Origin of the sequence: Colwellia sp. Arc7-D (genome assembly GCF_003061515.1) — a bacterium.
In the GTDB taxonomy this organism is placed as follows: Bacteria; Pseudomonadota; Gammaproteobacteria; order Enterobacterales; family Alteromonadaceae; genus Cognaticolwellia.
The window spans coordinates 2,900,549-2,924,847 of record NZ_CP028924.1; the positions used below are offsets into that span (position 1 = coordinate 2,900,549).

The 24,299-nt window shown below is 40.2% G+C and carries 15 protein-coding genes, 2 tRNA genes and 3 rRNA genes; 7 read left to right on the forward strand and 13 right to left on the reverse strand.

Features of this window, described 5'->3' with window-relative positions:
- Positions 1–23: 23 nt before the first annotated feature.
- On the reverse strand, positions 24–1,856 hold the full coding sequence (locus tag DBO93_RS12590; RefSeq protein ID WP_108456660.1) for a S8 family serine peptidase: 1,833 nt from the start codon (positions 1,854–1,856) through the stop codon (positions 24–26).
- 360 nt (positions 1,857–2,216) lie between these two features.
- Here DBO93_RS12590 and DBO93_RS12595 point away from each other — a divergent pair, with 360 nt between their 5' ends.
- Positions 2,217–4,622, forward strand: a complete 2,406-nt coding sequence (locus DBO93_RS12595; protein ID WP_108456661.1) for a S8 family serine peptidase — start codon at positions 2,217–2,219, stop codon at positions 4,620–4,622.
- 434 nt (positions 4,623–5,056) lie between these two features.
- Positions 5,057–5,755 carry a phosphoglycolate phosphatase gene (locus tag DBO93_RS12600; protein WP_108456662.1) on the forward strand — a complete coding sequence of 233 codons (699 nt, stop codon included), beginning with the start codon at positions 5,057–5,059 and terminating at the stop codon, positions 5,753–5,755.
- On the opposite strand, the gene DBO93_RS12605 is transcribed toward DBO93_RS12600, so the two are convergent.
- The 7 genes from DBO93_RS12605 to pssA form a co-directional block, all read right to left on the reverse strand.
- Complete coding sequence (locus DBO93_RS12605) at positions 5,735–7,213, reverse strand: FAD-dependent oxidoreductase (protein ID WP_108456663.1); 1,479 nt, start codon at positions 7,211–7,213, stop codon at positions 5,735–5,737. The genes DBO93_RS12600 and DBO93_RS12605 overlap by 21 nt on opposite strands.
- A 472-nt stretch (positions 7,214–7,685) precedes the next feature.
- Positions 7,686–7,800: ribosomal RNA gene (gene rrf / locus DBO93_RS12610) — 5S ribosomal RNA — on the reverse strand.
- Between the two features lie 205 nt (positions 7,801–8,005).
- A 23S ribosomal RNA gene (locus tag DBO93_RS12615) occupies positions 8,006–10,898 on the reverse strand.
- A gap of 408 nt (positions 10,899–11,306) precedes the next feature.
- Positions 11,307–11,383 (reverse strand) — tRNA-Ile (locus DBO93_RS12620).
- Between the two features lie 33 nt (positions 11,384–11,416).
- Positions 11,417–11,492: transfer RNA gene (locus tag DBO93_RS12625), tRNA-Ala, on the reverse strand.
- Between the two features lie 103 nt (positions 11,493–11,595).
- Positions 11,596–13,139, reverse strand: a 16S ribosomal RNA gene (locus tag DBO93_RS12630).
- Together the 16S, 23S and 5S rRNA genes with 2 tRNA genes alongside form the textbook arrangement of a ribosomal RNA operon.
- A gap of 740 nt (positions 13,140–13,879) precedes the next feature.
- A complete protein-coding gene (pssA, locus tag DBO93_RS12635) occupies positions 13,880–14,725 on the reverse strand; it encodes a CDP-diacylglycerol--serine O-phosphatidyltransferase (RefSeq protein ID WP_108456664.1) in 846 nt (281 codons plus the stop codon).
- Between the two features lie 231 nt (positions 14,726–14,956).
- Here pssA and DBO93_RS12640 point away from each other — a divergent pair, with 231 nt between their 5' ends.
- Entirely contained in the window at positions 14,957–15,400 is a 444-nt protein-coding gene (locus DBO93_RS12640) for a DUF4124 domain-containing protein (protein WP_108456665.1), read from the forward strand.
- 58 nt (positions 15,401–15,458) lie between these two features.
- On the opposite strand, the gene clpB is transcribed toward DBO93_RS12640, so the two are convergent.
- The 3 genes from clpB to rluD form a co-directional block, all read right to left on the reverse strand.
- Positions 15,459–18,047 (reverse strand): ATP-dependent chaperone ClpB, encoded by a 2,589-nt coding sequence (gene clpB, locus DBO93_RS12645; RefSeq protein ID WP_108456666.1) that lies wholly within the window; start codon positions 18,045–18,047, stop codon positions 15,459–15,461.
- Positions 18,048–18,193: 146 nt separating this feature from the next.
- On the reverse strand, positions 18,194–19,027 hold the full coding sequence (gene pgeF, locus DBO93_RS12650; protein ID WP_239059207.1) for a peptidoglycan editing factor PgeF: 834 nt from the start codon (positions 19,025–19,027) through the stop codon (positions 18,194–18,196).
- Positions 19,017–19,994: a 23S rRNA pseudouridine(1911/1915/1917) synthase RluD gene (gene rluD / locus DBO93_RS12655; protein WP_108456668.1), complete on the reverse strand. Its 978-nt coding sequence runs from the start codon at positions 19,992–19,994 to the stop codon at positions 19,017–19,019. The genes pgeF and rluD overlap by 11 nt, the downstream gene beginning before the upstream one ends.
- Before the next feature lie 152 nt (positions 19,995–20,146).
- On the opposite strand from rluD, the gene DBO93_RS12660 reads away from it, so the two are divergent.
- On the forward strand, positions 20,147–20,911 hold the full coding sequence (locus tag DBO93_RS12660) for an outer membrane protein assembly factor BamD (RefSeq protein WP_108456669.1): 765 nt from the start codon (positions 20,147–20,149) through the stop codon (positions 20,909–20,911).
- 98 nt (positions 20,912–21,009) lie between these two features.
- On the opposite strand, the gene glnB is transcribed toward DBO93_RS12660, so the two are convergent.
- Positions 21,010–21,348 carry a nitrogen regulatory protein P-II gene (gene glnB / locus DBO93_RS12665; RefSeq protein WP_077287161.1) on the reverse strand — a complete coding sequence of 113 codons (339 nt, stop codon included), beginning with the start codon at positions 21,346–21,348 and terminating at the stop codon, positions 21,010–21,012.
- Positions 21,349–21,536: 188 nt separating this feature from the next.
- On the opposite strand from glnB, the gene nadE reads away from it, so the two are divergent.
- From nadE to DBO93_RS12680, 3 genes are all read left to right on the forward strand, one after another.
- The gene (gene nadE, locus DBO93_RS12670) at positions 21,537–22,370 is read left to right on the forward strand and encodes an ammonia-dependent NAD(+) synthetase (RefSeq protein ID WP_108456670.1); all 834 of its coding nucleotides are present in this window, start codon (positions 21,537–21,539) and stop codon (positions 22,368–22,370) included.
- Positions 22,371–22,449: 79 nt separating this feature from the next.
- Positions 22,450–23,016 (forward strand): GspH/FimT family pseudopilin, encoded by a 567-nt coding sequence (locus DBO93_RS12675; protein WP_108457836.1) that lies wholly within the window; start codon positions 22,450–22,452, stop codon positions 23,014–23,016.
- Positions 23,017–23,295: 279 nt separating this feature from the next.
- Positions 23,296–23,889, forward strand: a complete 594-nt coding sequence (locus tag DBO93_RS12680) for a GspH/FimT family protein (protein WP_108457837.1) — start codon at positions 23,296–23,298, stop codon at positions 23,887–23,889.
- Between the two features lie 86 nt (positions 23,890–23,975).
- On the opposite strand, the gene DBO93_RS12685 is transcribed toward DBO93_RS12680, so the two are convergent.
- Positions 23,976–24,299 carry a TapY2 family type IVa secretion system protein gene (locus DBO93_RS12685; protein ID WP_108456671.1) on the reverse strand — a complete coding sequence of 108 codons (324 nt, stop codon included), beginning with the start codon at positions 24,297–24,299 and terminating at the stop codon, positions 23,976–23,978.

Genomic DNA, 24,299 nt, shown 5'->3' on the forward strand with positions numbered 1-24,299 from the left:
TTTAATGACTTACTATTAACTAACTAAAATGAAACACTTGATTCTGAAGAGCAGTTATCAGTACCTTGGTCACACACTTTATAAGTATATGTACCTGAAGTTTTAAAACTGTCAGTAAATAAGCCATCATTAGCTGTTGTTGATCTTAATGAGCCATTTCTAAAGATATCAACATTACTTGTTACCGCTCCAGACCATGATAAATCAACTTTGTTTTTGCCTTTAGAGCGATAACCATTAGTAGTTAAGCTAATATCACCGCCTGCTGGAGGAGGCGTAACACCACCGGCACAACCATTAGTAGTTAAGTATGCATCTGCAGTTGCCGCTTTAACAATACCGTAGCCAAAATATACATCTTTACCGGCAGCGCCATTATCTTCTGCTGTTGCTTTTAGCGCTTCACGAATTTCTGTACCTGTACATTCATTGTGGTTTGACCAAACTAATGCGGCAATACCTGAAACACCCGGTGTCGCCATCGATGTACCACTCATAAAGCCATAATCTGTTGCACCGATAGAAATATTAACCGTTGTAGCTGCTAACAGAGCACTACGATCTTCAAACGCCGCGCCTACAGCAGGAATCGTTGTAGCATTTGTATCACCTAAAGTTCCGTATAACATACCTGCTTCGTTGTTAATCAAAACAGCGCCAATACCACCAGAGTTCTGACAGTTTTGAACTTTGTCGTGGAATGAAATAACACCACGGTCAATCACGCAGACATTACCATTGGCAGCGCTATCCGTTGTTTCAGCAGTCCCCATATAATAAGTGCTACCGTTAACATTTCCGATATTTTCCATAGAAGAAGAAGCATATGCTGTGCCGTCTGCACTCATTGAGGCATTTGTTGCAAGTCCTGCAGGATATGTAGAAAGTGTGTCCACACCTCCGGCTGTTACTTCAACACAAATGGTTTCATCAGTTGTGGTCTTTACATTCTTGCCACGTCCTGTAGTTACTGTACAACTAGGAAATTGTGAAAAATCAGCAATATTGTTATTGGCATCGTTTGCACCGATCATCATCACCGAAGAATAACCTGCGGGATAAGAGCGTACATTATTACCATCGTTTCCTGCAGCAGCGACGACTAAACCACCAGCGTCAGTAAAAGCTTTAAAGGCATTTTCTTCAGTGCTGTTTGCAGCACCACCACCTAAACTCATACTAATGATATTTGCACCTGCCGCACTACATTTGTCAGCAGCGAATGCTAAGTCAGAAGAGTAACCCCAACCTGCAGCGTTGAATACTTTTATAATATGCATATCAACACCTGGCGCCATTCCTACCACACCAATATTGTTATCTGCCGCACCAATAGTACCTGCCACATGTGTACCGTGAGGACCACCATGCTCATCCCAATTACCAGTACCAGAATCATTATCACCGGTAATATTGTTCCATATAAAGTCAGAATTAGAACGATCTAGACCTGAGTCAATAACACACACTTTCATGCCTGCATTAGCATTAAAAACCACTTGATTTGCCTGTGACTGATATACCGCATAAGGCGTTAACTGTTCAGTCATCGCGTTACCAATATCGTCGTTGTATAAAGCACTCGCACTTCGGCGTTGATCTTCTTCAATCATTTGAATATGTGGATTGTTCATTAACCCTTTAACTTCTGCTAATGATTTTCCAGCAAAAGAAGCAGCAATAAATCCGTTACCATCGATTTTCAAGTCAGCATTAAGTTTTTTAGCTAACGCTTTCACAATTCCTTTTTTACTTTCATCAACTTTGATGATGTATCTATCATCAGCTGCTTGGGCTGTAAATGCAGATGTTACTGCAATGGCAATTATAGAGTTTGTAAATTTAGAAATTTTCATAGATGCTCCAGCTGTTTATGTAGTAAATAACTTATTATTATTTTTTTGCTGTTAAGAAACTTGTCTTAAGTACTACTCGATACTATCAGCAACACAAAAACCCTCTAGTATAAACGCGACGTTTTTTCATAAAAAAGCGACAATAATTAATAAAACACAATAGAACCAATGACTTTAATAAATTAGCATTTATATTACTTGTCGTTTTTTTATTAAAAAAAGTCTTTTAATTGCTATTACAATCTCTTTAAAAACGCCAAGCTTAATTTCGATGATTAATCATCCTACGAGAAAAATAATACGTCCGATGTAGTATTAAATTACTGGATTCAGCGTAAAAACAATTGGAGTTACCTTTAGATGATAAATAACAGAACATTAGGATTAAGTGCTTTAACACTTTCTATAATTGCTGCAACGAGCAACGCGCAGACTTTTCAAGCAACTGAATTACAGCTTACCCCTGTTAATGCAAACAATACGATGACAGCAGTTAATGCTGACTTTACCCAATGGCGCGAAGATCAAAAAGTTCAAAGCCATAACTTTACTGACCGCATTATTGTTAAATATAAAAATGGTTTTGAAGCACAAGCACTGAATGGCTTTGCTTCAGAAAAAGCGATGCCAAAAGGTCTAGCTAAAAAAGCAGGCCAGAGCTTAAAACATTTAAAGAAGCTTAAAAATGGTCGCCATGTTATTTCAATCGGCAAGCAAAAACATATTAATGACGTAAAAGCGATGGCGCTTGAGCTTAATAGTCATGCAGACGTAGAGTTTGCAGAACCAGATTTTAAACGCTACTTAATGGCACAAAATCAGCCTTGGGGTATCGCTGATACTCAGTCTGATCAACTTACTGATAATGATGCAGCAAACATGACTGTATGTATTATTGATTCAGGCTATCAACGTTCTAACCCAGATTTAAATGCTAACAATGCCTCAGGTACTAATAACTCAGGTACAGGTAACTGGTACCAAAATGGTGGTTCACACGGCACACACGTTGCAGGTACTATTGCTGCTGTAAATAACTCTGAAGGTGTTGTCGGTATTTTGCCTAATACTAATGTAAACTTACACATTATCAAAGTATTTAACGAGGCTGGCTGGGGTTATGTTGGTGAACTAGTTGATGCTGTTGATACCTGTGTTAATAATGGCGCTAAAGTTATTAACATGAGTTTAGGTGGCGCTGGTTCAAGTGTTGCTGAAAAAAATTCATTACAAGCGGCTGCAGATTCAGGCGTTTTACTAATCGCTGCTTCAGGTAATGACGGTGATGCAACTCTATCTTACCCTGCTTCATACGATGCTGTTATGGCGGTAGGTGCACTTGATCAGGGTCGTCAACATGCAGAATTCTCTCAATATACACCACAAGTTGAAATTTCAGCTCCAGGTGAAGCTATTTTGTCTACGGTTGCCGGTGACGGTCGTCTAGGTTATATCTCATTGGGTTCTACTACATATGGTAATGATGAAGTTGTACCTCAAACACATTATGTACAAAGCGCAGGTAGCTTTACAGTAAGCAATGTAAATAGCTCGGCTAATGGTGTTTTATCCGCTTGTACACTTTCAGGAAGCACTTATAGCTGTTCAAACGTTTCAGGTAATATTTGTTTGGCTGAACGTAATGACAACCAAAAAGGTAGTAACTACCCAGAAATAAACCCAGCAAAAGCTTGTGCTGATGCAGGTGCCTCTGGTGTTATTGTTTATAGTAATAGTGCTCGTCCAGGTTTACAAAACCCATTTTTAGTTGATGCTAACACTGATGTAACTGTACCAACAGTTTCAATAAATCGTGCTTTAGGTTTACAACTTATGAACCAGTTAGGCGTATCGGCTAATTTGAATGTAGTAGGTAATCAAAATTACGCTTATTACAACGGTACTTCAATGGCTACACCTCATGTTTCAGGTGTTGCTGCTATTGTTTGGAGTAATAACCCAAGCTGTAGTGCAACAGAAGTTCGAAATGCATTAAAAGCAACAGCGATTGACTTAGGTGCAGCTGGACGTGATGACAAAACCGGTTTTGGCTTAGTACAAGCTAAAGCGGCATCTGATGCATTAGCAGCAAGCTGTGGAACAACCACTCCTCCTCCTACAGGTGGTGGTAATGAGCTTTCAAATAGTGTTGCTATAACAAACTTAGCTGGCTCAGCTTCACAAGAACTAAGCTTTACAATGGTTGTACCTGCCGGTGCAACAAATCTAAACTTTGATATGGCTGGTGGTACGGGCGATGCTGACCTTTACGTTAAATTTGGTTCTGCTCCTACAACATCAAGTTATGACTGTCGTCCATACAAAGGTGGTAATGCAGAGTCTTGTCCAATTGCAACAGCACAAGCAGGAAATTACCATGTGAAAGTTATTGGTTATTCAGCTTTTACTGGTGTTAGCTTGACTGGTAGCTTTACTGAACCTACAACAGGTGGTGTTGCTACAGGTGGTAGTGCTTCTGTAACTGATATTTCTGTAGCTCGTCGTGCATGGACTTACTACACAATTGATGTACCAGCTGGTATGTCTACACTTGATTTTAATATGAGTGGTGGTACAGGTGATGCAGATTTATACATCCGTCGTGGTGCTAAGCCAACTACATCTACATATGACTGTCGCCCATATAAAAGCGGTAACTCAGAAGCATGTGCATTTACTGATCCAGTAGCTGATACATGGCACATAGGTATTTACGGATACTCTGCAGCAAGTGGTGTTAGCTTAGATGTTACGTACAATCCATAAATAATTGATAACTAGATCCCAACTAGTGTAGTAATTAGAGAAAGTACAATGTACTTTCTCTTTTTTTTGCTCATTATAAATGCCACACTTTTCCATTCAAACAGTAATAATACCTAGCCTCCATGGCATTTAGCTGCTTAAAACATCCCTTGGCTCGATTCTGAAGATCATATCAACCTAAACAAAGGATATTGTATTGAATCTAATTAAACATTAGGACACTATAAAGATGGTCTAGATCTAATACTCATATTACAATTTAACTTGCCTTTAAACAGTTATTGAAACTGACTTGTCTATCGTTACTGGCAAGGATGATTTGAACCTCGTGACAACAATTAATTTCCAGCTAGATACAACTACGTTGTCAACACTAAGTGATAACAAAGTGTTTATTTTTAAAGAACTCTTCATGAACATACAGGAATGTACAGATGAAAAAAGGCAATAAAACTGTACTGCTATTCGATCTAGACGGTACTTTGCTTGACAGTGCACCAGATCTTGCTGCAGCAATAAATGAAATGTTAATTTCACTCAGCTTAAAAGTATTTTCACAAGAAGTTATCCGTGGTTGGGTAGGTAATGGTGCTAAAACCTTAGTTGAGCGTGCTTTATTACATTCTATAAATAACCAGTCTGAAAATAGAAAATTTAGTGAAGCTGAAATAAATAACGCCTTAGCAATATTTTTAACATACTACCAACAGAAGCTCTGTGTTGAGTCTGTATTATATAACGGTGTAAAAAAAACCTTATTAGCGTTAAAAAAACAGGGGTATCGTTTAGCGATTATTACTAATAAACCAACAATATTTATTGCACCTATTATAGCGAGTTATAACTTAACTGATTTATTCGAGTTACAACTTGGCGGAGACAGTTTGAAAGAGCGTAAACCACATCCTCTCCCGTTGTTGCACGCTTGTAAGGTGTTAAACGTTTCCACAGATGAATGTATCATGATAGGTGACTCTAAAAACGATATATTAGCAGCTAAAGCCGCAAATATGCAGAGCATAGGGTTAACTTACGGGTATAACTATGGCGAAGATATTAATACACATAAGCCTGACTGGTGTTTAGATACATTCCCTGAATTAATACCATTATTAGATAAAGTTTTTAGCTAACTCTTCAGGGTATTGGCGTTGCTTAGCTAAAGTAACCGCTAAATTTGTTACCTCAGCATCTGTACACTTTAATGTAACGGGGAAATAGTGTTCATGAAGATGCTTGCCCAATAGAGTTTTATTAACTAAACCAACATTTTGTAAGTTTTGCAAAATTTCATCTGCAGCCGCTAATGCTGAGGATGCTTTTACTATTTCAGTACGCGCGTAATGTTTACCATGAAAAGATACATCAGCTGCACGTAAACTAGCATCATCACCCGGTATTTGTTGAGCACCAAACATAGGCTTTGCCGCAACCCTTGCTTGTGAAAAGTTTTTAATATATCTCGCAAGATGTCCGATAGAGCCTAATGTTCTATCGTTTACTATCGTTGATGGCCATTGTTGATCAATCTTTTTTATAAATCGTTCAGCTAATATAGGTTGGGCACTTTGCTCACCACTCGTCACCAAACCTTTTTCAAATAAGGTAATGTCTTGAGTCATACCATGCAATTGAAAATAACCATTTTGATATGGTGTCAATTGTGCCATGCCATTAGGTGTACCACGCTCACCGTGAAAAACAACTTCAGGCCATAGTCCTTTACATTCAGGCCAATGTGCAACATATGCGGCTTTAAATTCAACCATACGTTGGCGTTTCGCTTGTAGCATGTCATCAATTTCACCACTTTTAAAACCGCAGGCATTAATTATGTAATCAAAATCTTCATCAATTGAGTCATTAATTTGATCAACGCTATAAGTTAGCCGCCACTTTTCATCATCAACCAATTGAGTGACTTTTATAACTTGGCTATTAAGCTTAATTTGACAACGAGGCAGTTTTTCAATGGCTAGGGTTGCGATAGCTGCTAGTCGAAAAGCAGACCAACCATACTCTTGCACTAATAACACAGGGTATTTCAATTTATCTAGATCAACCTGCTGGGCAAAAGCTACTAACCAGTCTTCGTTACTGTTAGCTATTGTTGGCTGTTCCTTCTTCCTTAATCGGTCTAGATCACTACGATCAAAGGTCAAAAAATATTGTGCCGGATCACCTAACACTTTATTACTAAGATCTTGTGATACCAACTGAGCATAATACTCACTGAGCTTTTTTAAACGTGGTAAAAAATCAACAACTTCACCTTTATCCGTTTTAGGTAAAGCGATTATAGTTGGACGAAAGTTAATACTATGTGGATATACTTTTATTGTATCTATCGATTGCTTTAATAAAGTAAAACATTGTTGTTCTGATATTTCACGATATAAATTTCCACCAGCATGTAAGTGACAAAAAGGAGGGCCATTAACTAAACTCGGCCCTTTTTCTATTAACGTAGTATCAATACCTAACTCAGCAAAACGTAAAGCAATAGTTGAACCCGCAACACCACCACCAATAATGGCAATTTTTGTATCTGAGTCAATTAAAGGTTGAAGAGTAGTTTCGGTGTTATTCATAATACTTACGATAGAATACTTATGTATCAGTATTTTACTTCGACAGACGTCATTTGCGTAGATGTAATTACTAAAAATAACAATTAATGTGCGTTTATTATCAGCTTAAAGGATTAAATTTGAATTGAATTCTCTATTTTCTCTTAGAACAAGTTAAACCATAGAAATTTTCGTATGTTGTTTACCTCTTCAGAAAGCAAAAAACCCGTAGTGTTAGCTACGGGTTTCTCTAAATAGAAGCCTAGCAATGACGTGCAAGTTCCTACATGGATGTAGGTTAGTAGAGTAATGCAGGAGCAATTACCGAGATGCACTAATGCCGTGAGCACATGGATGTGCAGGAAAGACCTCACATGGGCTTAACTTATATAAGCCACACTACTGTTGTCACGATACTTTCATAACTTTATTTTTTTAAAATGCCAGAAAGCAAAAAACCCGTAGCGTCAGCTACGGGTTTCTCTAAATAGAAGCCTAGCAATGTCCTACTCTCACATGGGAACTCCCACACTACCATCGGCGCTAACACGTTTCACTTCTGAGTTCGGAATGGGATCAGGTGGGGCCATGTCGCTATTGTCGCTAGACAAAAAGGGTACAATCTTGAAAGCCGTTCATTAAGACGTGTCTCAATGATAATAAATACGTTTTGACGTGCACGGATGCACTAATGTCGTGTTGGCATGGATGCCAAAGAACGACGCTTCTCTTATTCACACAATTGTCATGCGTGATGTGTGTATTCCTACACTTTTTGTCAAACTTCATACAACAAAACCACTTGGGTGTTGTATGGTTAAGCCTCACGGGTAATTAGTATTGGTTAGCTCAATGCCTCGCAGCACTTCCACACCCAACCTATCAACGTTGTAGTCTCCAACGACCCTTTAGGGAGCTTAAAGCTCCAGTGAGAACTCATCTCAAAGCCTGCTTCCCGCTTAGATGCTTTCAGCGGTTATCAGTTCCGAACGTAGCTACCGGGCAATGCTATTGGCATAACAACCCGAACACCAGCGGTTCGTCCACTCCGGTCCTCTCGTACTAGGAGCAGCCCTCTTCAATTCTCAAACGCCCACGGCAGATAGGGACCGAACTGTCTCACGACGTTCTAAACCCAGCTCGCGTACCACTTTAAATGGCGAACAGCCATACCCTTGGGACCGACTTCAGCCCCAGGATGTGATGAGCCGACATCGAGGTGCCAAACACCGCCGTCGATATGAACTCTTGGGCGGTATCAGCCTGTTATCCCCGGAGTACCTTTTATCCGTTGAGCGATGGCCCTTCCATACAGAACCACCGGATCACTATGACCTACTTTCGTACCTGCTCGACGTGTCTGTCTCGCAGTTAAGCTGGCTTATGCCATTGCACTAACCGTACGATGTCCGACCGTACTTAGCCAACCTTCGTGCTCCTCCGTTACTCTTTAGGAGGAGACCGCCCCAGTCAAACTACCCACCAGACAGTGTCCCCAAGCCCGATAAGGGCCCTAGGTTAGAACATCACGCATACAAGGGTGGTATTTCAAGGTTGGCTCCACCGCATCTGGCGACACGGTTTCAAAGCCTCCCACCTATCCTACACATGTAGGAGCAATGTTCACTGTCAAGCTATAGTAAAGGTTCACGGGGTCTTTCCGTCTAGCCGCGGGTATACGGCATCTTAACCGCAATTTCAATTTCACTGAGTCTCGGGTGGAGACAGTGTGGCCATGATTACGCCATTCGTGCAGGTCGGAACTTACCCGACAAGGAATTTCGCTACCTTAGGACCGTTATAGTTACGGCCGCCGTTTACCGGGGCTTCGATCATGAGCTTCTCCGAAGATAACCCAATCAATTAACCTTCCGGCACCGGGCAGGCGTCACACCGTATACGTCATCTTTCGATTTTGCACAGTGCTGTGTTTTTAATAAACAGTTCCAGCCACCTGGTTACTTCGACTCTCCTGTGCTTACTCCGCAAGGGATTCACACGAGAGAGCGTACCTTCTCCCGAAGTTACGGTACTATTTTGCCTAGTTCCTTCACCCGAGTTCTCTCAAGCGCCTTAGTATTCTCTACCTAACCACCTGTGTCGGTTTGGGGTACGGTTCCTATATATCTGAAGCTTAGAAGCTTTTCCTGGAAGCATGGCATCAATGACTTCAACTCCGTAGAGTCTCGTCTCGTATCTCAGCGTTGAATGAAGTCCCGGATTTACCTAAGACAACCGCCTACATACTTTCACACGGACTACCAACGCCGTGCTCACCTAGCCTACTCCGTCCCTCCTTCGCAATATATAGAAGTACAGAAATATTAATCTGTTTCCCATCGACTACGCGTTTCCGCCTCGCCTTAGGGGCCGACTTACCCTGCCCTGATTAACATGGGACAGGAAACCTTGGTCTTTCGGCGGGGGAGTTTTTCACTCCCCTTATCGTTACTCATGTCAGCATTCGCACTTCTGATACCTCCAGCAAGCTTTACAACTCACCTTCAACGGCTTACAGAACGCTCCCCTACCACTTGTTCCTAAGAACAAATCCGCAGCTTCGGTGACTAGTTTAGCCCCGTTACATCTTCCGCGCAGACCGACTCGACTAGTGAGCTATTACGCTTTCTTTAAAGGATGGCTGCTTCTAAGCCAACCTCCTAGCTGTCTATGCCTTTCCACATCGTTTCCCACTTAACTAGTACTTTGGGACCTTAGCTGGCGGTCTGGGTTGTTTCCCTCTTCACAACGGACGTTAGCACCCGTAGTGTGTCTCCCGCATATCACTCATTGGTATTCGGAGTTTGCAAAGGGTTGGTAAGTCGGGATGACCCCCTAGCCTTAACAGTGCTCTACCCCCAATGGTGTTCGTGCGAGGCTCTACCTAAATAGATTTCGGGGAGAACCAGCTATCTCCCGGCTTGATTAGCCTTTCACTCCGACCCACAAGTCATCACCGCATTTTTCAACATACGTGTGTTCGGTCCTCCAGTTGATGTTACTCAACCTTCAACCTGCCCATGGGTAGATCGCCGGGTTTCGGGTCTATACCCTGCAACTAAACGCGCAGTTAACACTCGCTTTCGCTACGGCTCCCCTATTCGGTTAACCTTGCTACAGAATATAAGTCGCTGACCCATTATACAAAAGGTACGCAATCACCGGACTAAATCCGGCTCTCACTGCTTGTACGTATGCGGTTTCAGGTTCTATTTCACTCCCCTCACAGGGGTTCTTTTCGCCTTTCCCTCACGGTACTGGTTCACTATCGGTCAGTTAGGAGTATTTAGCCTTGGAGGATGGTCCCCCCATGTTCAGTCAACGTTTCACGTGTGCCGACCTACTCGATTTCATGATAAGTTTATTTTCGTGTACGGGGCTATCACCCTGTATCGCTCTACTTTCCAGTAGATTCCACTAACTTACAAACCACTTAAGGGCTAATTCGCGTTCGCTCGCCGCTACTAACGAAATCTCGGTTGATTTCTTTTCCTCGGGGTACTTAGATGTTTCAGTTCTCCCGGTTCGCCTCATTAAGCTATGTATTCACTTAATGATACCCAAGTTACCTTGGGTGGGTTTCCCCATTCGGACATCTTTGGCTATAACGGTTTTTATCACCTCACCAAAGCTTTTCGCAGATTAACACGTCCTTCATCGCCTCTAACTGCCAAGGCATCCACCACATACGCTTAGTCACTTAACCATACAACCCCAAGTAGTTTCCTATTTGGTACAAGCAGGTGACAAAACCTGCTCAATTGTAAAGTCTGACATTTTCACGCACACAAAGTGTGTCTTGAATAAGAGTGGTAATAAATTCAACTCGTAAAAGTAAATTTACTACCGGGTTGATTACGTTTCCGAGGAGGAACCGTAATCACCATCATTAACAGGCGATATTCCCGTCAACAACAGCTTGGTATTTATAATTTACAAACAACAGCGCGACACCGTGTTTGCCATATAAATACCGGTATTTATATCAGCTTTCCAGATTGTTAAAGAACTAAATTCATACGCGCATTCGGTATAAATCTTGGTTTAAAAAACCAAACTTAACTTATCAACTTGAGATAGTTTAAGTTTGGTCTCTTTCTTTATGAAGAAGAATTGGTAGGTCTGGGCAGACTTGAACTGCCGACCTCACCCTTATCAGGGGTGCGCTCTAACCAGCTGAGCTACAGACCTGCATCGTATCAAAAATCGATACTACATAATAAGTGGTGGAGCTAAGCAGGATCGAACTGCTGACCTCCTGCGTGCAAGGCAGGCGCTCTCCCAGCTGAGCTATAGCCCCTTATTATGCTAGGGTTTTACGTTTTCTTCTTCTAATTTGTTATCATGTAATTTGTGTGAACACTCTGAAACCGAGGTTTCCATTAAGCTGTTTTACTTCAAGATAAGGAGGTGATCCAACCCCAGGTTCCCCTAGGGTTACCTTGTTACGACTTCACCCCAGTCATGAATCACAAAGTGGTGACCGTCCTCCCCGAAGGGTTAAACTAGCCACTTCTTTTGCAACCCACTCCCATGGTGTGACGGGCGGTGTGTACAAGGCCCGGGAACGTATTCACCGTAGCATTCTGATCTACGATTACTAGCGATTCCGACTTCATGGAGTCGAGTTGCAGACTCCAATCCGGACTACGACAAGCTTTGTGGGATTCGCTCCACCTCGCGGTATTGCTGCCCTCTGTACTTGCCATTGTAGCACGTGTGTAGCCCATCCCGTAAGGGCCATGATGACTTGACGTCGTCCCCACCTTCCTCCGGTTTATCACCGGCAGTCTCCTTAGAGTTCCCGCCACTACGCGCTGGCAAATAAGGATAGGGGTTGCGCTCGTTGCGGGACTTAACCCAACATTTCACAACACGAGCTGACGACAGCCATGCAGCACCTGTCACAGAGTTCCCGAAGGCACAAGTCTATCTCTAGTCTCTTCTCTGGATGTCAAGGGATGGTAAGGTTCTTCGCGTTGCATCGAATTAAACCACATGCTCCACCGCTTGTGCGGGCCCCCGTCAATTCATTTGAGTTTTAACCTTGCGGCCGTACTCCCAGGCGGTCAACTTAGCGCGTTAGCTACGCCACCCACAGATCAAGTCTACAGACGGCTAGTTGACATCGTTTACGGCGTGGACTACCAGGGTATCTAATCCTGTTTGCTCCCCACGCTTTCGTGCCTCAGTGTCAGTCTTTGTCCAGGTAGCCGCCTTCGCCACTGATGTTCCTTCCAATCTCTACGCATTTCACCGCTACACTGGAAATTCCACTACCCTCTACAAAACTCTAGCTTGCCAGTTCAAAATGCAGTTCCCAGGTTGAGCCCAGGGCTTTCACATCTTGCTTAACAAACCACCTACGCACGCTTTACGCCCAGTAATTCCGATTAACGCTTGCACCCCTCGTATTACCGCGGCTGCTGGCACGAAGTTAGCCGGTGCTTCTTCTGCGAGTAACGTCACAGCTAGCAGTTATTAACTACTAACCTTTCCTCCTCGCTGAAAGTGCTTTACAACCCGAAGGCCTTCTTCACACACGCGGCATGGCTGCATCAGGCTTTCGCCCATTGTGCAATATTCCCCACTGCTGCCTCCCGTAGGAGTCTGGGCCGTGTCTCAGTCCCAGTGTGGCTGATCATCCTCTCAAACCAGCTAGAGATCGTCGCCTTGGTAAGCCATTACCTTACCAACTAGCTAATCTCACTTGGGCTAATCAATGAGCGAGAGGTGCCGAAGCGTCCCCCCCTTTGGTCCGTAGACGTTATGCGGTATTAGCAGTCGTTTCCAACTGTTGTCCCCCACTCAAAGGCATATTCCCAAGCATTACTCACCCGTCCGCCGCTCGTCAGCAGATAGCAAGCTATCTCTGTTACCGCTCGACTTGCATGTGTTAAGCCTGCCGCCAGCGTTCAATCTGAGCCATGATCAAACTCTTCAATTAAAAATCGTTTGTGATGCTCACCTTAACGAACCGAAGTTAACTAAGAAAATACATCTGCTCAATGAATTCTGTCGTGTTACTTCCTATCCGACTAAAGAAGAAAGTAACTACATAAAACGTATATTTAAACTCGAAAGTCTAAATGATACTTATTTTTTGTGTGACATCATATTAAGCTGTTTTTTTGTTACCCGAAGGTAACTATGTAAAATCAACGTTAATGTGAGTGTCCACACAAATTGCATGATAACTAATTGTTAAAGAACGTTAGTCGATACTCGAAGTAAAAAACTAACCGAAACAAAATCTCATTCGCTTTGCTTCGTTGCTGCAGGCCTTGCCTGAAGCGAGATGCGCATTCTACGCAACTCAGTTTTAATGTCAACGTTTTATTTGAATTTATTTTAAAAGTTTTTAAAACTTTCAAAACCTATCTTTAAAACGTTAAGTTAACCAACTCAGCCTAAACCGCGCTAGATAACTTATTAAAACAGTTCGTTGGGGTGACCCCTTGGAACTGGAGCGCATTTTAGAGATTTCTCGTCTCACGTCAACACCTAAAGTGCATTTAATTTCGATAATGTGTCTGTTTGCTTTTTAATTAAGCAAGCCGTTGGATTTTCGTTCTAATAAAATAACAAAAGCGCTATTAAAGCGCTTTTGTTATTTTATTAGAACGAAATTATACTTTCATTGAGCATTGTAAATTTAGCTCTATTAGAGCAAAAGGTTTACCAAGCTCATTTATTTAGGTCATTATTCGTTGATTTTTCATTTGCATCACTATTCCCTGGCGCTTTAGTTTCGCTATCGCGCATAAAGTCCGCGTCCTGATCGTCGCCAAGCACATGCTCTAACTTTAATTTTTTTACTGAGCGGATAGTGGTGAACGGCCCCGAACAAGCATATAAGCCAAATATAATGAGCAAAATATTTTCAGGGCTAGAAGCGACAACCACAAAGGCGAGTACTATTAATAGTACGACAACAAAATTAACCTTACCTTTCCAGTCCACTTCTTTAAAACTGTTGTACCTAAAGTTGCTGACCATTAACAGACCAAGCACGATAGTAATTAAACCAATAATGTAGCCATAATCTTGCCCGTTGATTTGATATTCACTGCCAACCCAAATAAGGCTGGCAACAACGCCTGCTGCAGCTGGACTAGCTAACCCTTGGAAGTAGCGTTTATCAGCAATGCCAACTTGGGTATTAAAACGAGCAAGACGTAAGGCCGCACAAGCAACATAAACAAATGCGGCTAACCAGCCAAATTTACCAAAACTCGAAAGCGCCCAATTATATGCCACTATTCCTGGCGCTATGCCAAACGACAACATATCTGCCATGCTGTCGTATTCTGCACCAAATTCACTCTGCGTATTTGTCATTCTTGCAACTCTGCCATCTAAGCCATCAAAAATCATGGCAATGAATATAGCAATTGCTGCACTGATGAAGTGACCATTCATCGATGATACGACAGCGTAAAACCCAGAAAATAGACCTGCTGTAGTGAGTAAATTAGGTAACAGATAAATACCGCGAGTTTGAAGCGAGCCTTCATTGTTTTTGTCTGGCATAAATTAAACCGAAATAAGTTAAAATGAATTATATAGTGGTAATTTAGCATAAGTTTATTTATTAACGGTAGCTGTAGTACAAATGAATGATTAATAAAAAGATAAAAATTTGTAAACTCGCCTCTGTGTTGCTATAAAACACAGTAGATATTACATTTATATCGTGCGTATTCATTTCAAACGAGATTAAATGTTAGTAATGTTAGTATTAATTTATGGGTAGGTACCGTTATGAACATTAAGACATTGTTGTTTTTTTCGATGATATTAGTGTATTCCGATGTTTTCGCAGCCGAGCAGATCACCATTTATCGTTGGATTGACAAGGAAGATGTTGTTCATTTTAGTCAAAACCAACCACCACATGATGACTATATTGAAATTAGTATGGCAAAAAATCAAAAATCTGCAGCCACAATTGAAAAAGATACGTCTGCTTTAAATTCACAATCTGCTGATAAGTCTATTGTTACCGCACAAGAGAATAGTGATGCAATTGATAATATTAACCAGGATAAGTGTATTACCGCACGAGATAATTTAAGCACTTTACAGAATTTTGATAAAATTCAATATAAAGATGAAAAAGGTAATGTGAAAGTATTAGGTGCCTTAGAAAAACAACAACAATTAGCAATGAATGAAAAGCAGGTAGAAGTTTATTGTACTGAGTAACAAACTCCATACTCCTACCTGCTTAGTTTAAAACTAGCTAAAACCTAAATTAAATAGCTTAACTCTTCACAGTATTAACAGTGAAGTTTAAGCTATTGTCACTTAGCTCTACAAAAATATGGTCCCCTGCTGAAAACTCGTTCGCTAACAATTTATGTGCAAGTGGGTTTTCTATCTCCTGTTGAATAGCTCGTTTTAACGGTCTAGCACCAAAAATTGGGTCAAACCCTGCAGCGGCAATAAACGATAATGCTTCATCTGAAACAGTCATGCTGATATCTCTTACTTCTAATCTTTTGATTAAAGCTGATATTTGAATACTCGCAATACTTTTAATCTGTTCAGAGAGCAACGGATGAAAAACTACAGTTTCATCGACACGGTTTATAAACTCAGGTTTGAAGTGGTGACTCAGTTCAGCTATCACACGCGTTTTCATTTGTTGGTATTGACTGTCATCGCCAAACTCTTGAATAATATCGGAACCAATATTTGAAGTCATAATGATCACAGTATTTTTAAAATCAACAGTGCGCCCTTGACCATCCGTTAGTCTTCCATCATCTAATACCTGCAGTAAGATATTAAAAACATCAGGGTGTGCCTTCTCGATTTCATCAAGTAATATAACAGAATAAGGTTTACGCCTTACCGCCTCAGTCAAATACCCTCCTTCTTCATAACCAACATAACCAGGAGGTGCACCAACTAAACGCGCAACAGAATGTTTTTCCATAAACTCTGACATATCAACACGCACTAATGAATCTTCACTATCGAAAAGAAAATGAGCTAATGCTTTGGTTAATTCTGTTTTACCTACGCCAGTTGGTCCGAGGAATAAAAAGGAACCTATAGGTTGATCAGGATCCGCCAAACCTGCTCTTGATCTTCGAATAGCGTTTGATACGGATACCACAGCTTCAGATTGTCCGATAACACGTTTGTGAAGATTGTCTTCCATGTGTAGTAATTTATCGCTTTCACCTTCGAGCATTTTTGCTACTGGAATACCTGTAGCACGGCTCAATACATCTGCAATTTCAACATCAGTGACTTTATTTCTAAGTAAAGTCATTTCTTGCATCTCAGCTTGGCAAGCAAGATCAAGCTGTTTTTCAAGATCGGGGATACGACTGTATTGTAGCTCTGCCATGGTATTTAGATCGCCGACTCTTCGAGCAGCTTCGAGTTCAATGCGGGCTTTCTCTAGATCTGTTTTAATCGCCTGCGTACCATGAAGTGCAGCTTTTTCGGTTTTCCACACTTCATCTAATTCGTCATAACTTAATTGGCAAGTTGCTATATCTTCTGAAATCAGCTCCAAACGTTTTTTGGAGGCGCTATCAGAATCTTTTGATAATGCTCTTTGTTCAAGTTTTAGCTGAATTAAACGTCGCTCTAATCTATCTAAATTCTCAGGCTTTGAATCCATTTGCATACGAATACTCGACGCGGCTTCGTCGATCAGATCAATCGCTTTATCAGGCAGCTGACGGTCGCTTACATACCGATGTGATAATGTTGCAGCGGCAACAATAGCAGGATCGGTTATTTCAACATTATGATGTAACTCATAACGTTCTTTAAGACCACGTAAAATGGCAATCGTATCTTCTACACTAGGTTCATCAACCAGTACTTTTTGAAAACGACGCTCTAAAGCCGCATCTTTTTCAATATATTGACGATACTCATCTAAGGTAGTAGCACCAACACAATGTAAATCCCCTCTTGCTAGCGCAGGTTTTAACATATTTCCTGCATCCATAGCTCCGTCACTTTTTCCAGCGCCGACCATAGTATGCAATTCATCAATAAATAGTATGACCTGCCCTTCAAGCTGGTTTAGTTCGCTAAGTACAGCTTTAAGGCGCTCTTCAAATTCACCACGATATTTAGCACCAGCAACAAGCGCGCCCATATCGAGTGATAAGACTCGCTTGTTTCGAATACCTTCAGGCACTTCGTGATCAACAATACGTTGAGCTAACCCTTCAACAATAGCGGTTTTACCAACACCAGGTTGACCAATGAGTACCGGGTTATTTTTTGTGCGTCGTTGCAATACTTGAATAGTTCGTCTGATTTCATCATCTCGACCTATAACTGGATCTAATTTACCTTGCTCTGCTCGCTCGGTTAAATCTACGGTATATTTATCGAGCGCTTGGCGTACTTCTTCGGCATTAACATCGTCAACATTTTTACCACCACGAATGTGGACAATTGCGTCTTGCAAGCGTTGCTCACTCGCCCCTAAACCTTTAAGGATCTGTCCAAGTTTACCTTTGTCTTGTAACGCTGCCAGCATGAATATTTCTGAAGAAATAAACTTATCGCCGTGCTTTTGTGCAAACTTGTCACAAAGGTTTAAAATATTACCCATCGCCGATGACAATTGTACTTCGCCACCGGTACCAGACACTTGTGCTAATTCATCAATAGCAGCTTCAACTTGTGTTCTGAGCGTTCGAACATTTATACCCGCACTTTTTAAAAGTGGAATAATACTACTCGCGTTTTGGTTTAATAACGCAAGCATTAAATGGATAGGCTCTATAAATTGGTGATCTTTACCTAATGCTATAGATTGTGCATCAGATATTGCTACTTGAAATGTTTGTGTAAATCGATCTAAACGCATTAACGTTCTCCTAATGCCATGTTACTGGGCTTACAGTATAGTTAACTATGTTATAAGGACACTTAGACGTATTTTCAAGCATTGGGAAACTAAAACTTTGATGAAGATCAATTAATGGAATATTAGGGAGCTTGAAATTAAACAATTTATTTTATAACTATGATGCTGCCCATTCTCCCGGTCTGGCCATCCCGGCGATAAGAATAGTACTTATCACGCAAGGTATGAGTACATTCATTCAATGTAGTAATATTTTTTACACCTAAATTCAAAAGTTGCAATTGAGCAATCAAGTGTAAATTTGCTAAATATTTTATTGGATCGTCATCGAGCGATTTTATAAGTTTAAAAGCTTGCTCGAACTGTGTGGAAACCTGACAGAAAGCTTGTTTTACTTCTTGTCCAACTTCAAAAACCTGTTCCCCAATACAAGGTCCCATCCACACTACAATGTCATTTACTGAGCTTTGCATTAATGTAATGGTTTCCTCAATAATGTTTGCAGCTAAAGGTCGCCAACCAGCATGAATTGCGGCAATTTCGCTGCCATCCCTGTTTGATAATAAAATAGGTAAGCAGTCTGCAGTCATAATTGCTAAAGCAATTCCTTGGCTGCGAGTTATCGCTGCATCAGCTACAATCGGGTTATTATCATGATGTTCAACTTTAGCTACTTTATTACCATGAACTTGAGTTAACCATTGAATTTTAGTTTCAGAAGGTAGGTACTTTAAAAGTAGCTTTCTGTTTTGAATAACTAGATCAGGACAGTCACCAACATGATCACCCAAATTAAAAGCATCAAACTCTGGTGTCAAAGTTGTCGAAGCTTCATATTCATTTGTGACTATGGGCGATGAAGACTCTGCTTTACTAGGCAGCAGTTTCTTTTGAGTTGGTAATCGGTTGGTAGTAAAGGCCAACACGCGTTCTGTTGGCCATTTAATATACTGTATATTGTCTGAAGCGTTAAAAGTCACTATCGACAAGATTATTTTTTGTGTCTGTACGTAACATTTCAGCTAACGCGACCATATCATCAGGTACATCAGCATGCCATGTCATTTGCACGCCCGATATCGGATGATACAAAGATAACATTGCAGCATGCAGGGCCTGACGCTTGAATTGACGTAACATTTCACGTAATTCTTCTGATGCATTTTTAGGTGGACGAGGTCGACCACCATACACAGGGTCACCCACAAGTGGGTGCGTTATATGTGCCATATGCACGCGTATTTGATGTGTGCGCCCAGTTTCCAAACGCAAACGTAAACGTGTGTGTAACCTGAATTTTTCCATTACACGGTAATGCGTCACCGAAGGACGGCCTGAAAAGGTTACTGCCATATGTGTACGCTTTGTAGAATGACGGCCAATCGGCTCATCAACTAAACCACCAGCGGTCATAATACCACTGGCAATAGCTTCATATTCACGAGTAATTTCACGCGCTTGAAGTGATTCAACCAAGTTGGTTTGAGCAGCAATAGTTTTTGCTACGACCATTAGGCCGGTTGTGTCTTTATCCAAACGATGAACAATACCGGCACGTGGCACAACATCTAGTTGAGGGCAATGATGAAGTAAGGCGTTAAGCACTGTACCATCTGGGTTACCCGCACCAGGGTGCACAACAAAGCCAGCAGGTTTGTTGATCACTAAAATATCGTCATCTTCGTAGACAATATTTAGTGGTAAATCTTGCGCTTTAAAACGCACTTCCGATTCAACTTCTGTATTGATGGCAACAAGCTCACCACCGAACATTTTTTCGCGGGGTACATCGACTACAACGTCGTCAACCGTAACATGACCGGCTAAAATCCATTCTTTTAAACGTGATCGTGAATAATCAGGGAACATTTCGGCCAAAGTCTGGTCGAAACGTTTACCTAAGCATGATTCGGGAACCGTGTCCCGGTGTTGAATTATCTCAGCCATTAAACTCTCTATTAATTAGCACTGTGCAAGGCAGGATTGCTAGGTTAGAATGCCAGTGCTTATTTTACCTCTTTGCTAAAGCAATTACATTAAGTAATTATAGCGAGGAAGATATTTATTTTAACTAAAACAAAGTAGTGATATTGAAGTCTATGGAAAAAGTGACAATAAAAATAATGTGCCTTGCACTCGTGTTAGCAATAACTGGTTGCTCGGGCACAAACGAAAAAGATATAAAAAAGGTGCCGGACAAGTCTGCTCAAGCATTATTTTCTGATGCTAGACAATCACTTGACAATGGATTATATCAAAAGGCTATACAAATATTATCGGCGATAGATTCTCGATTTCCTTATGGTCCTATCTCTCATCAGGTACAATTAGATTTAATTTATGCTTATTATAAAAGTGGTAATGCTGCGCAAGGTCTAGCCTTAACAGATAGATTCTTAAGACTTAACCCTTCACATGCAAACATAGACTACGTTTACTATATGCGTGCGTTAATCAATGTTGCTACTCAAGAAAATTTATTCCAAAATCTGGCAGGTATTGACCGTTCAGACCGTGATCCTTCAGCAGCTCGCGATGCATTTAAAGATTTAAAGATATTATTAGAGAAATACCCTAACAGTAAATATGCTGCTGACTCACGTCAACGCATGATCGCAATTAAATCACGATTAGCGAAGTATGAATTATCTGTTGCACGTTATTACTTGAAGCGTGAAGCGTATGTTTCATCAGCTAACCGTGGAAAATATATTGTTGAATACTTTTCTCCTAGCGCAGAAACAGAAGAAGCATTAGAGATTATGATTGTCTGTTACGAAAAGCTGGGCTTAAATGATTTGCAAGTTAATGCTAAACAAGTATTAGCTGCAAACTACCCAAATAACCCTTTAGTTTCTAGATAAAAGTCTCAGCTCTAGGTTAAATATTGTTGCATAGACATCAATAACCCCAAAAAAAATACCAGCAATTGCTGGTATTTTTTTTGGGGGAATTAATAAACTTAAATAGCCTCTTCGTCTTCTTCTCCAGTACGAATACGTATTACGCGTTCTACATCGGTTATAAAAATTTTACCATCGCCAATTTTACCCGTCTGCGCAGTTTCTAAAATAGTATTTACACAGCGTTCAACATTTTCTTTTTTCACCACAATCTCGAGCTTTACTTTCGGTAAAAAATCCACCATGTATTCGGCGCCGCGATAAAGCTCGGTATGCCCTTTTTGACGTCCAAAGCCTTTAACTTCAGACACGGTCATACCCGTAACACCAATTTCGCCAAGTGCTTCACGTACATCATCCATTTTAAATGGTTTAATTATCGCTTCTATTTTTTTCATCTTTCTAGCCTATAAGTTGATTTACGCATCGGAGCATTTTGATAATTATCATTATCTACATAATATCAAGTAATTGTACAGCTATAGTGCAAAAGTTCTAATCGAAGTAAGACTTTGCTACACTGCCTTAATTGCGGCATTTAAGCAGCTTAAAATTTATAATCTACTTCTCACCAAAAGGAAATATTATGGGCACCCAGGCAATAATCAATGAAATGAAAGTATTACCTGAAATTAATCCAACGTTTGAAATTGAACGTCGAGTAGATTTTATCAAAAACAAGCTAGTTCAATCAGGCCTTAAATCACTAGTTTTAGGTATAAGTGGTGGTGTTGATTCTTCTACTTGTGGCCGTTTAGCTCAACTCGCTGTTGACGCTTTAAACAGTGAAAGCCCGAATACTTATCAATTTATTGCTGTAAGACTTCCCTTTGATATCCAAGCAGATGAAGATGACGCACAGTTGGCTCTTGAGTTTATAAAGCCTACACATAGTTTAACCACTAATATCTTGGCTGGTACTGAAGGTATTCATAATGAGACCATTAATGCTCTTCAAAATGCAGAACTGCTCTCAGCATCTGCCGCTCAAATAGACTTTTCTAAAGGAAATGTTAAAGCACGCTCTCGCATGGTAATGCAATATCATATTGCAGGTATATTGGGTGGCTTAGTATTAGGTACAGATCACTCGGCAGAAAATATTACAGGCTTTTTTACCAAGTGGGGAGACGGGGCTTGTGACTTGGCACCATTATTTGGACTATCCAAACGTCAAGTCAAACAAATTGCTAGCACTTTAGGCGCTCCTAGCCAATTAACTGATAAAGCACCAACAGCTGATTTAGAAGAGTTAGCCCCCAGTAAAAAAGATGAAGATGCCTTAGGCCTAAGTTATGATCAGTTAGATGACTTTTTAGAAGGTAAAAACACGGATAAATTAGTAGAAGAAAAAATTATCGCTATCTACATGAAAACTCAACATAAGCGCACAGCAATTCCAACAATATATGAAAATTAGTTAATTAAATTTGGAAAATCTCGATATTTTTGACTATACCTAGCACTGAAAAGTTTATTCAACTAAAGGAATAGTTGTCATGTTAAAGTGTAATGGATTCACAATTATCGAAACAATGGTCGCGCTAGCGATTTTAATGAGTTTACTCTCCATTGGTATACCTAGCCTCAATAATTTCATTGTTGTCACCCGTGTTAACAATGAAATATCAACCCTCCACCGGCTGATTTTAATTACTAGAAATAGCGCTTTAACTCATAACACCAGTGTTACACTCTGTCCATTAAATGGCCAAAGCAAATGTAAAAACCTATGGCATCAAGAGTTAAGTGTATTTACTGACGGTAATAATAACAAAGTATTTGAACCTGAATTAAATGAACGAATTGTCGCAAATAAAGCGGCAATAAAAACCGGTGATAAATTACAATATGGCAAAACACGCATTGGCTTAACTTATGCTTCCACTGGCCATTTATCAGGTTGGGGACAAAACGCCACATTTAGTTACTGCCCTGAATATCATAATGACAAAAACAGAGGTATTGTAGTAGCTACCTCTGGAAGAGCTTATGCAAGTGCTGCAAATAAAAGTAACAGTAAAAACATTAGACGTAGCGGTGCAAAAATTAAGTGTTATAACTAAACTTAATGACACTTGCTATGTGCTAAAAGAGATAAATATATTACATTTTTCTAATGATTATTAGTAATAAACTTAGCTGCTATGACAAGTATGACAACCATTCAGCCGTTGTTTAACAGAAGCTAAAAATCAGAGACTAGAAAATAATATTTATTAAGCTTAAGTATAAATTATTAGCATCAGGCCCAGATTAACAGCACTTCCTTAAATAGAATTTGCTAGCTGAGCATAAGTAACAATGTTATAAATAAAGCATCAACCTTAACTGTAGCTGTAGTTATGTCTAAGTTATCTATAAAAAAATCTATAAGTCCTAAGTTTATTAAAGGATTCACAATCGCCGAGTTGCTTATTGGCATTGCTATTATTGGCATATTAACCGCTATTGCAGGACCAAGTTTAGGTCAGTTTATGGTGCAATCAAGAGTCGATAATGAAGTAAGCGAAATACATCGGCTATTATTAGCCGCAAGAAATAGTGCTATAAATAGTGGTAAAAATGTCACTATTTGCCCATTAAGTGGCACAATATGTACTACAAACTGGCAAAATGAAATTAGTGTCTTTATTAATAGTGATAATACATTAGCGAATAACAGTAATTATGTTAGCGCCAATGAAGAGTTAATAAAGGTGAAAGGAAAAATATCCAACGGTGATACGCTACAGTTTAGCCAAAATATTATAATATTTGCCCCGACGGGTCGATTAGTATCAGGCGGTAATGGCAACTTTAGTTACTGCCCTAAAGACAATAATGATTTTTCTCGCGGTGTTGAGGTATCCTTGTCTGGACGCGTTTATGCGACGACAGATACGAATAGTGATGGTAAAGACAATAATAGAAATGGCACATCAGTTTCATGTAGTTAATACATAAATGCCCAGTAATGTTACTGGGCATTTATAATAACGACGTTAACTAAATTAATTTAGTAACAACTAACAATATCGACGACTTATCTCGGTTGCTTTTCAAATAATTCATTTGCTTTACTTGAGTTGAATTTTGACTCAAGTAATACGCATTCAAATGCCAGTTGAACCTGCTGCTTCTTTTTAGCATAAGGTGTCGGTATTTTTTTACCCGCTAAGGTATCAACTAATTTATTAACTTGATTTTCTTTTACAGTAGCCAAATAAATTACTCTTTCACCATCAGCAAGTTCTACATAGCATTTAGCATCTACGTTATAATTTTTATCCACTTTATTAGCAGCAGAAACTTCAAAACTCGCATTTATTAAAACGATTAAGGTAATTAAGTATATTTTCATTTTCAT

What these genes read in the sequence shown, in the direction of transcription:
- DBO93_RS12680 (WP_108457837.1), top strand. Translation starts at nt 23,296, where the DNA reads ATGTCTAAGTTATCTATAAAAAAATCTATAAGTCCTAAGTTTATTAAA.
- clpB (WP_108456666.1), bottom strand. Translation starts at nt 18,047, where the DNA reads ATGCGTTTAGATCGATTTACACAAACATTTCAAGTAGCAATATCTGAT.
- nadE (WP_108456670.1), top strand. Translation starts at nt 21,537, where the DNA reads ATGGGCACCCAGGCAATAATCAATGAAATGAAAGTATTACCTGAAATT.
- DBO93_RS12600 (WP_108456662.1), top strand. Translation starts at nt 5,057, where the DNA reads ATGAAAAAAGGCAATAAAACTGTACTGCTATTCGATCTAGACGGTACT.
- DBO93_RS12640 (WP_108456665.1), top strand. Translation starts at nt 14,957, where the DNA reads ATGAACATTAAGACATTGTTGTTTTTTTCGATGATATTAGTGTATTCC.
- DBO93_RS12605 (WP_108456663.1), bottom strand. Translation starts at nt 7,213, where the DNA reads ATGAATAACACCGAAACTACTCTTCAACCTTTAATTGACTCAGATACA.
- pssA (WP_108456664.1), bottom strand. Translation starts at nt 14,725, where the DNA reads ATGCCAGACAAAAACAATGAAGGCTCGCTTCAAACTCGCGGTATTTAT.
- DBO93_RS12685 (WP_108456671.1), bottom strand. Translation starts at nt 24,299, where the DNA reads ATGAAAATGAAAATATACTTAATTACCTTAATCGTTTTAATAAATGCG.
- DBO93_RS12595 (WP_108456661.1), top strand. Translation starts at nt 2,217, where the DNA reads ATGATAAATAACAGAACATTAGGATTAAGTGCTTTAACACTTTCTATA.
- DBO93_RS12590 (WP_108456660.1), bottom strand. Translation starts at nt 1,856, where the DNA reads ATGAAAATTTCTAAATTTACAAACTCTATAATTGCCATTGCAGTAACA.
- rluD (WP_108456668.1), bottom strand. Translation starts at nt 19,994, where the DNA reads ATGGCTGAGATAATTCAACACCGGGACACGGTTCCCGAATCATGCTTA.
- glnB (WP_077287161.1), bottom strand. Translation starts at nt 21,348, where the DNA reads ATGAAAAAAATAGAAGCGATAATTAAACCATTTAAAATGGATGATGTA.
- DBO93_RS12660 (WP_108456669.1), top strand. Translation starts at nt 20,147, where the DNA reads ATGGAAAAAGTGACAATAAAAATAATGTGCCTTGCACTCGTGTTAGCA.
- DBO93_RS12675 (WP_108457836.1), top strand. Translation starts at nt 22,450, where the DNA reads ATGTTAAAGTGTAATGGATTCACAATTATCGAAACAATGGTCGCGCTA.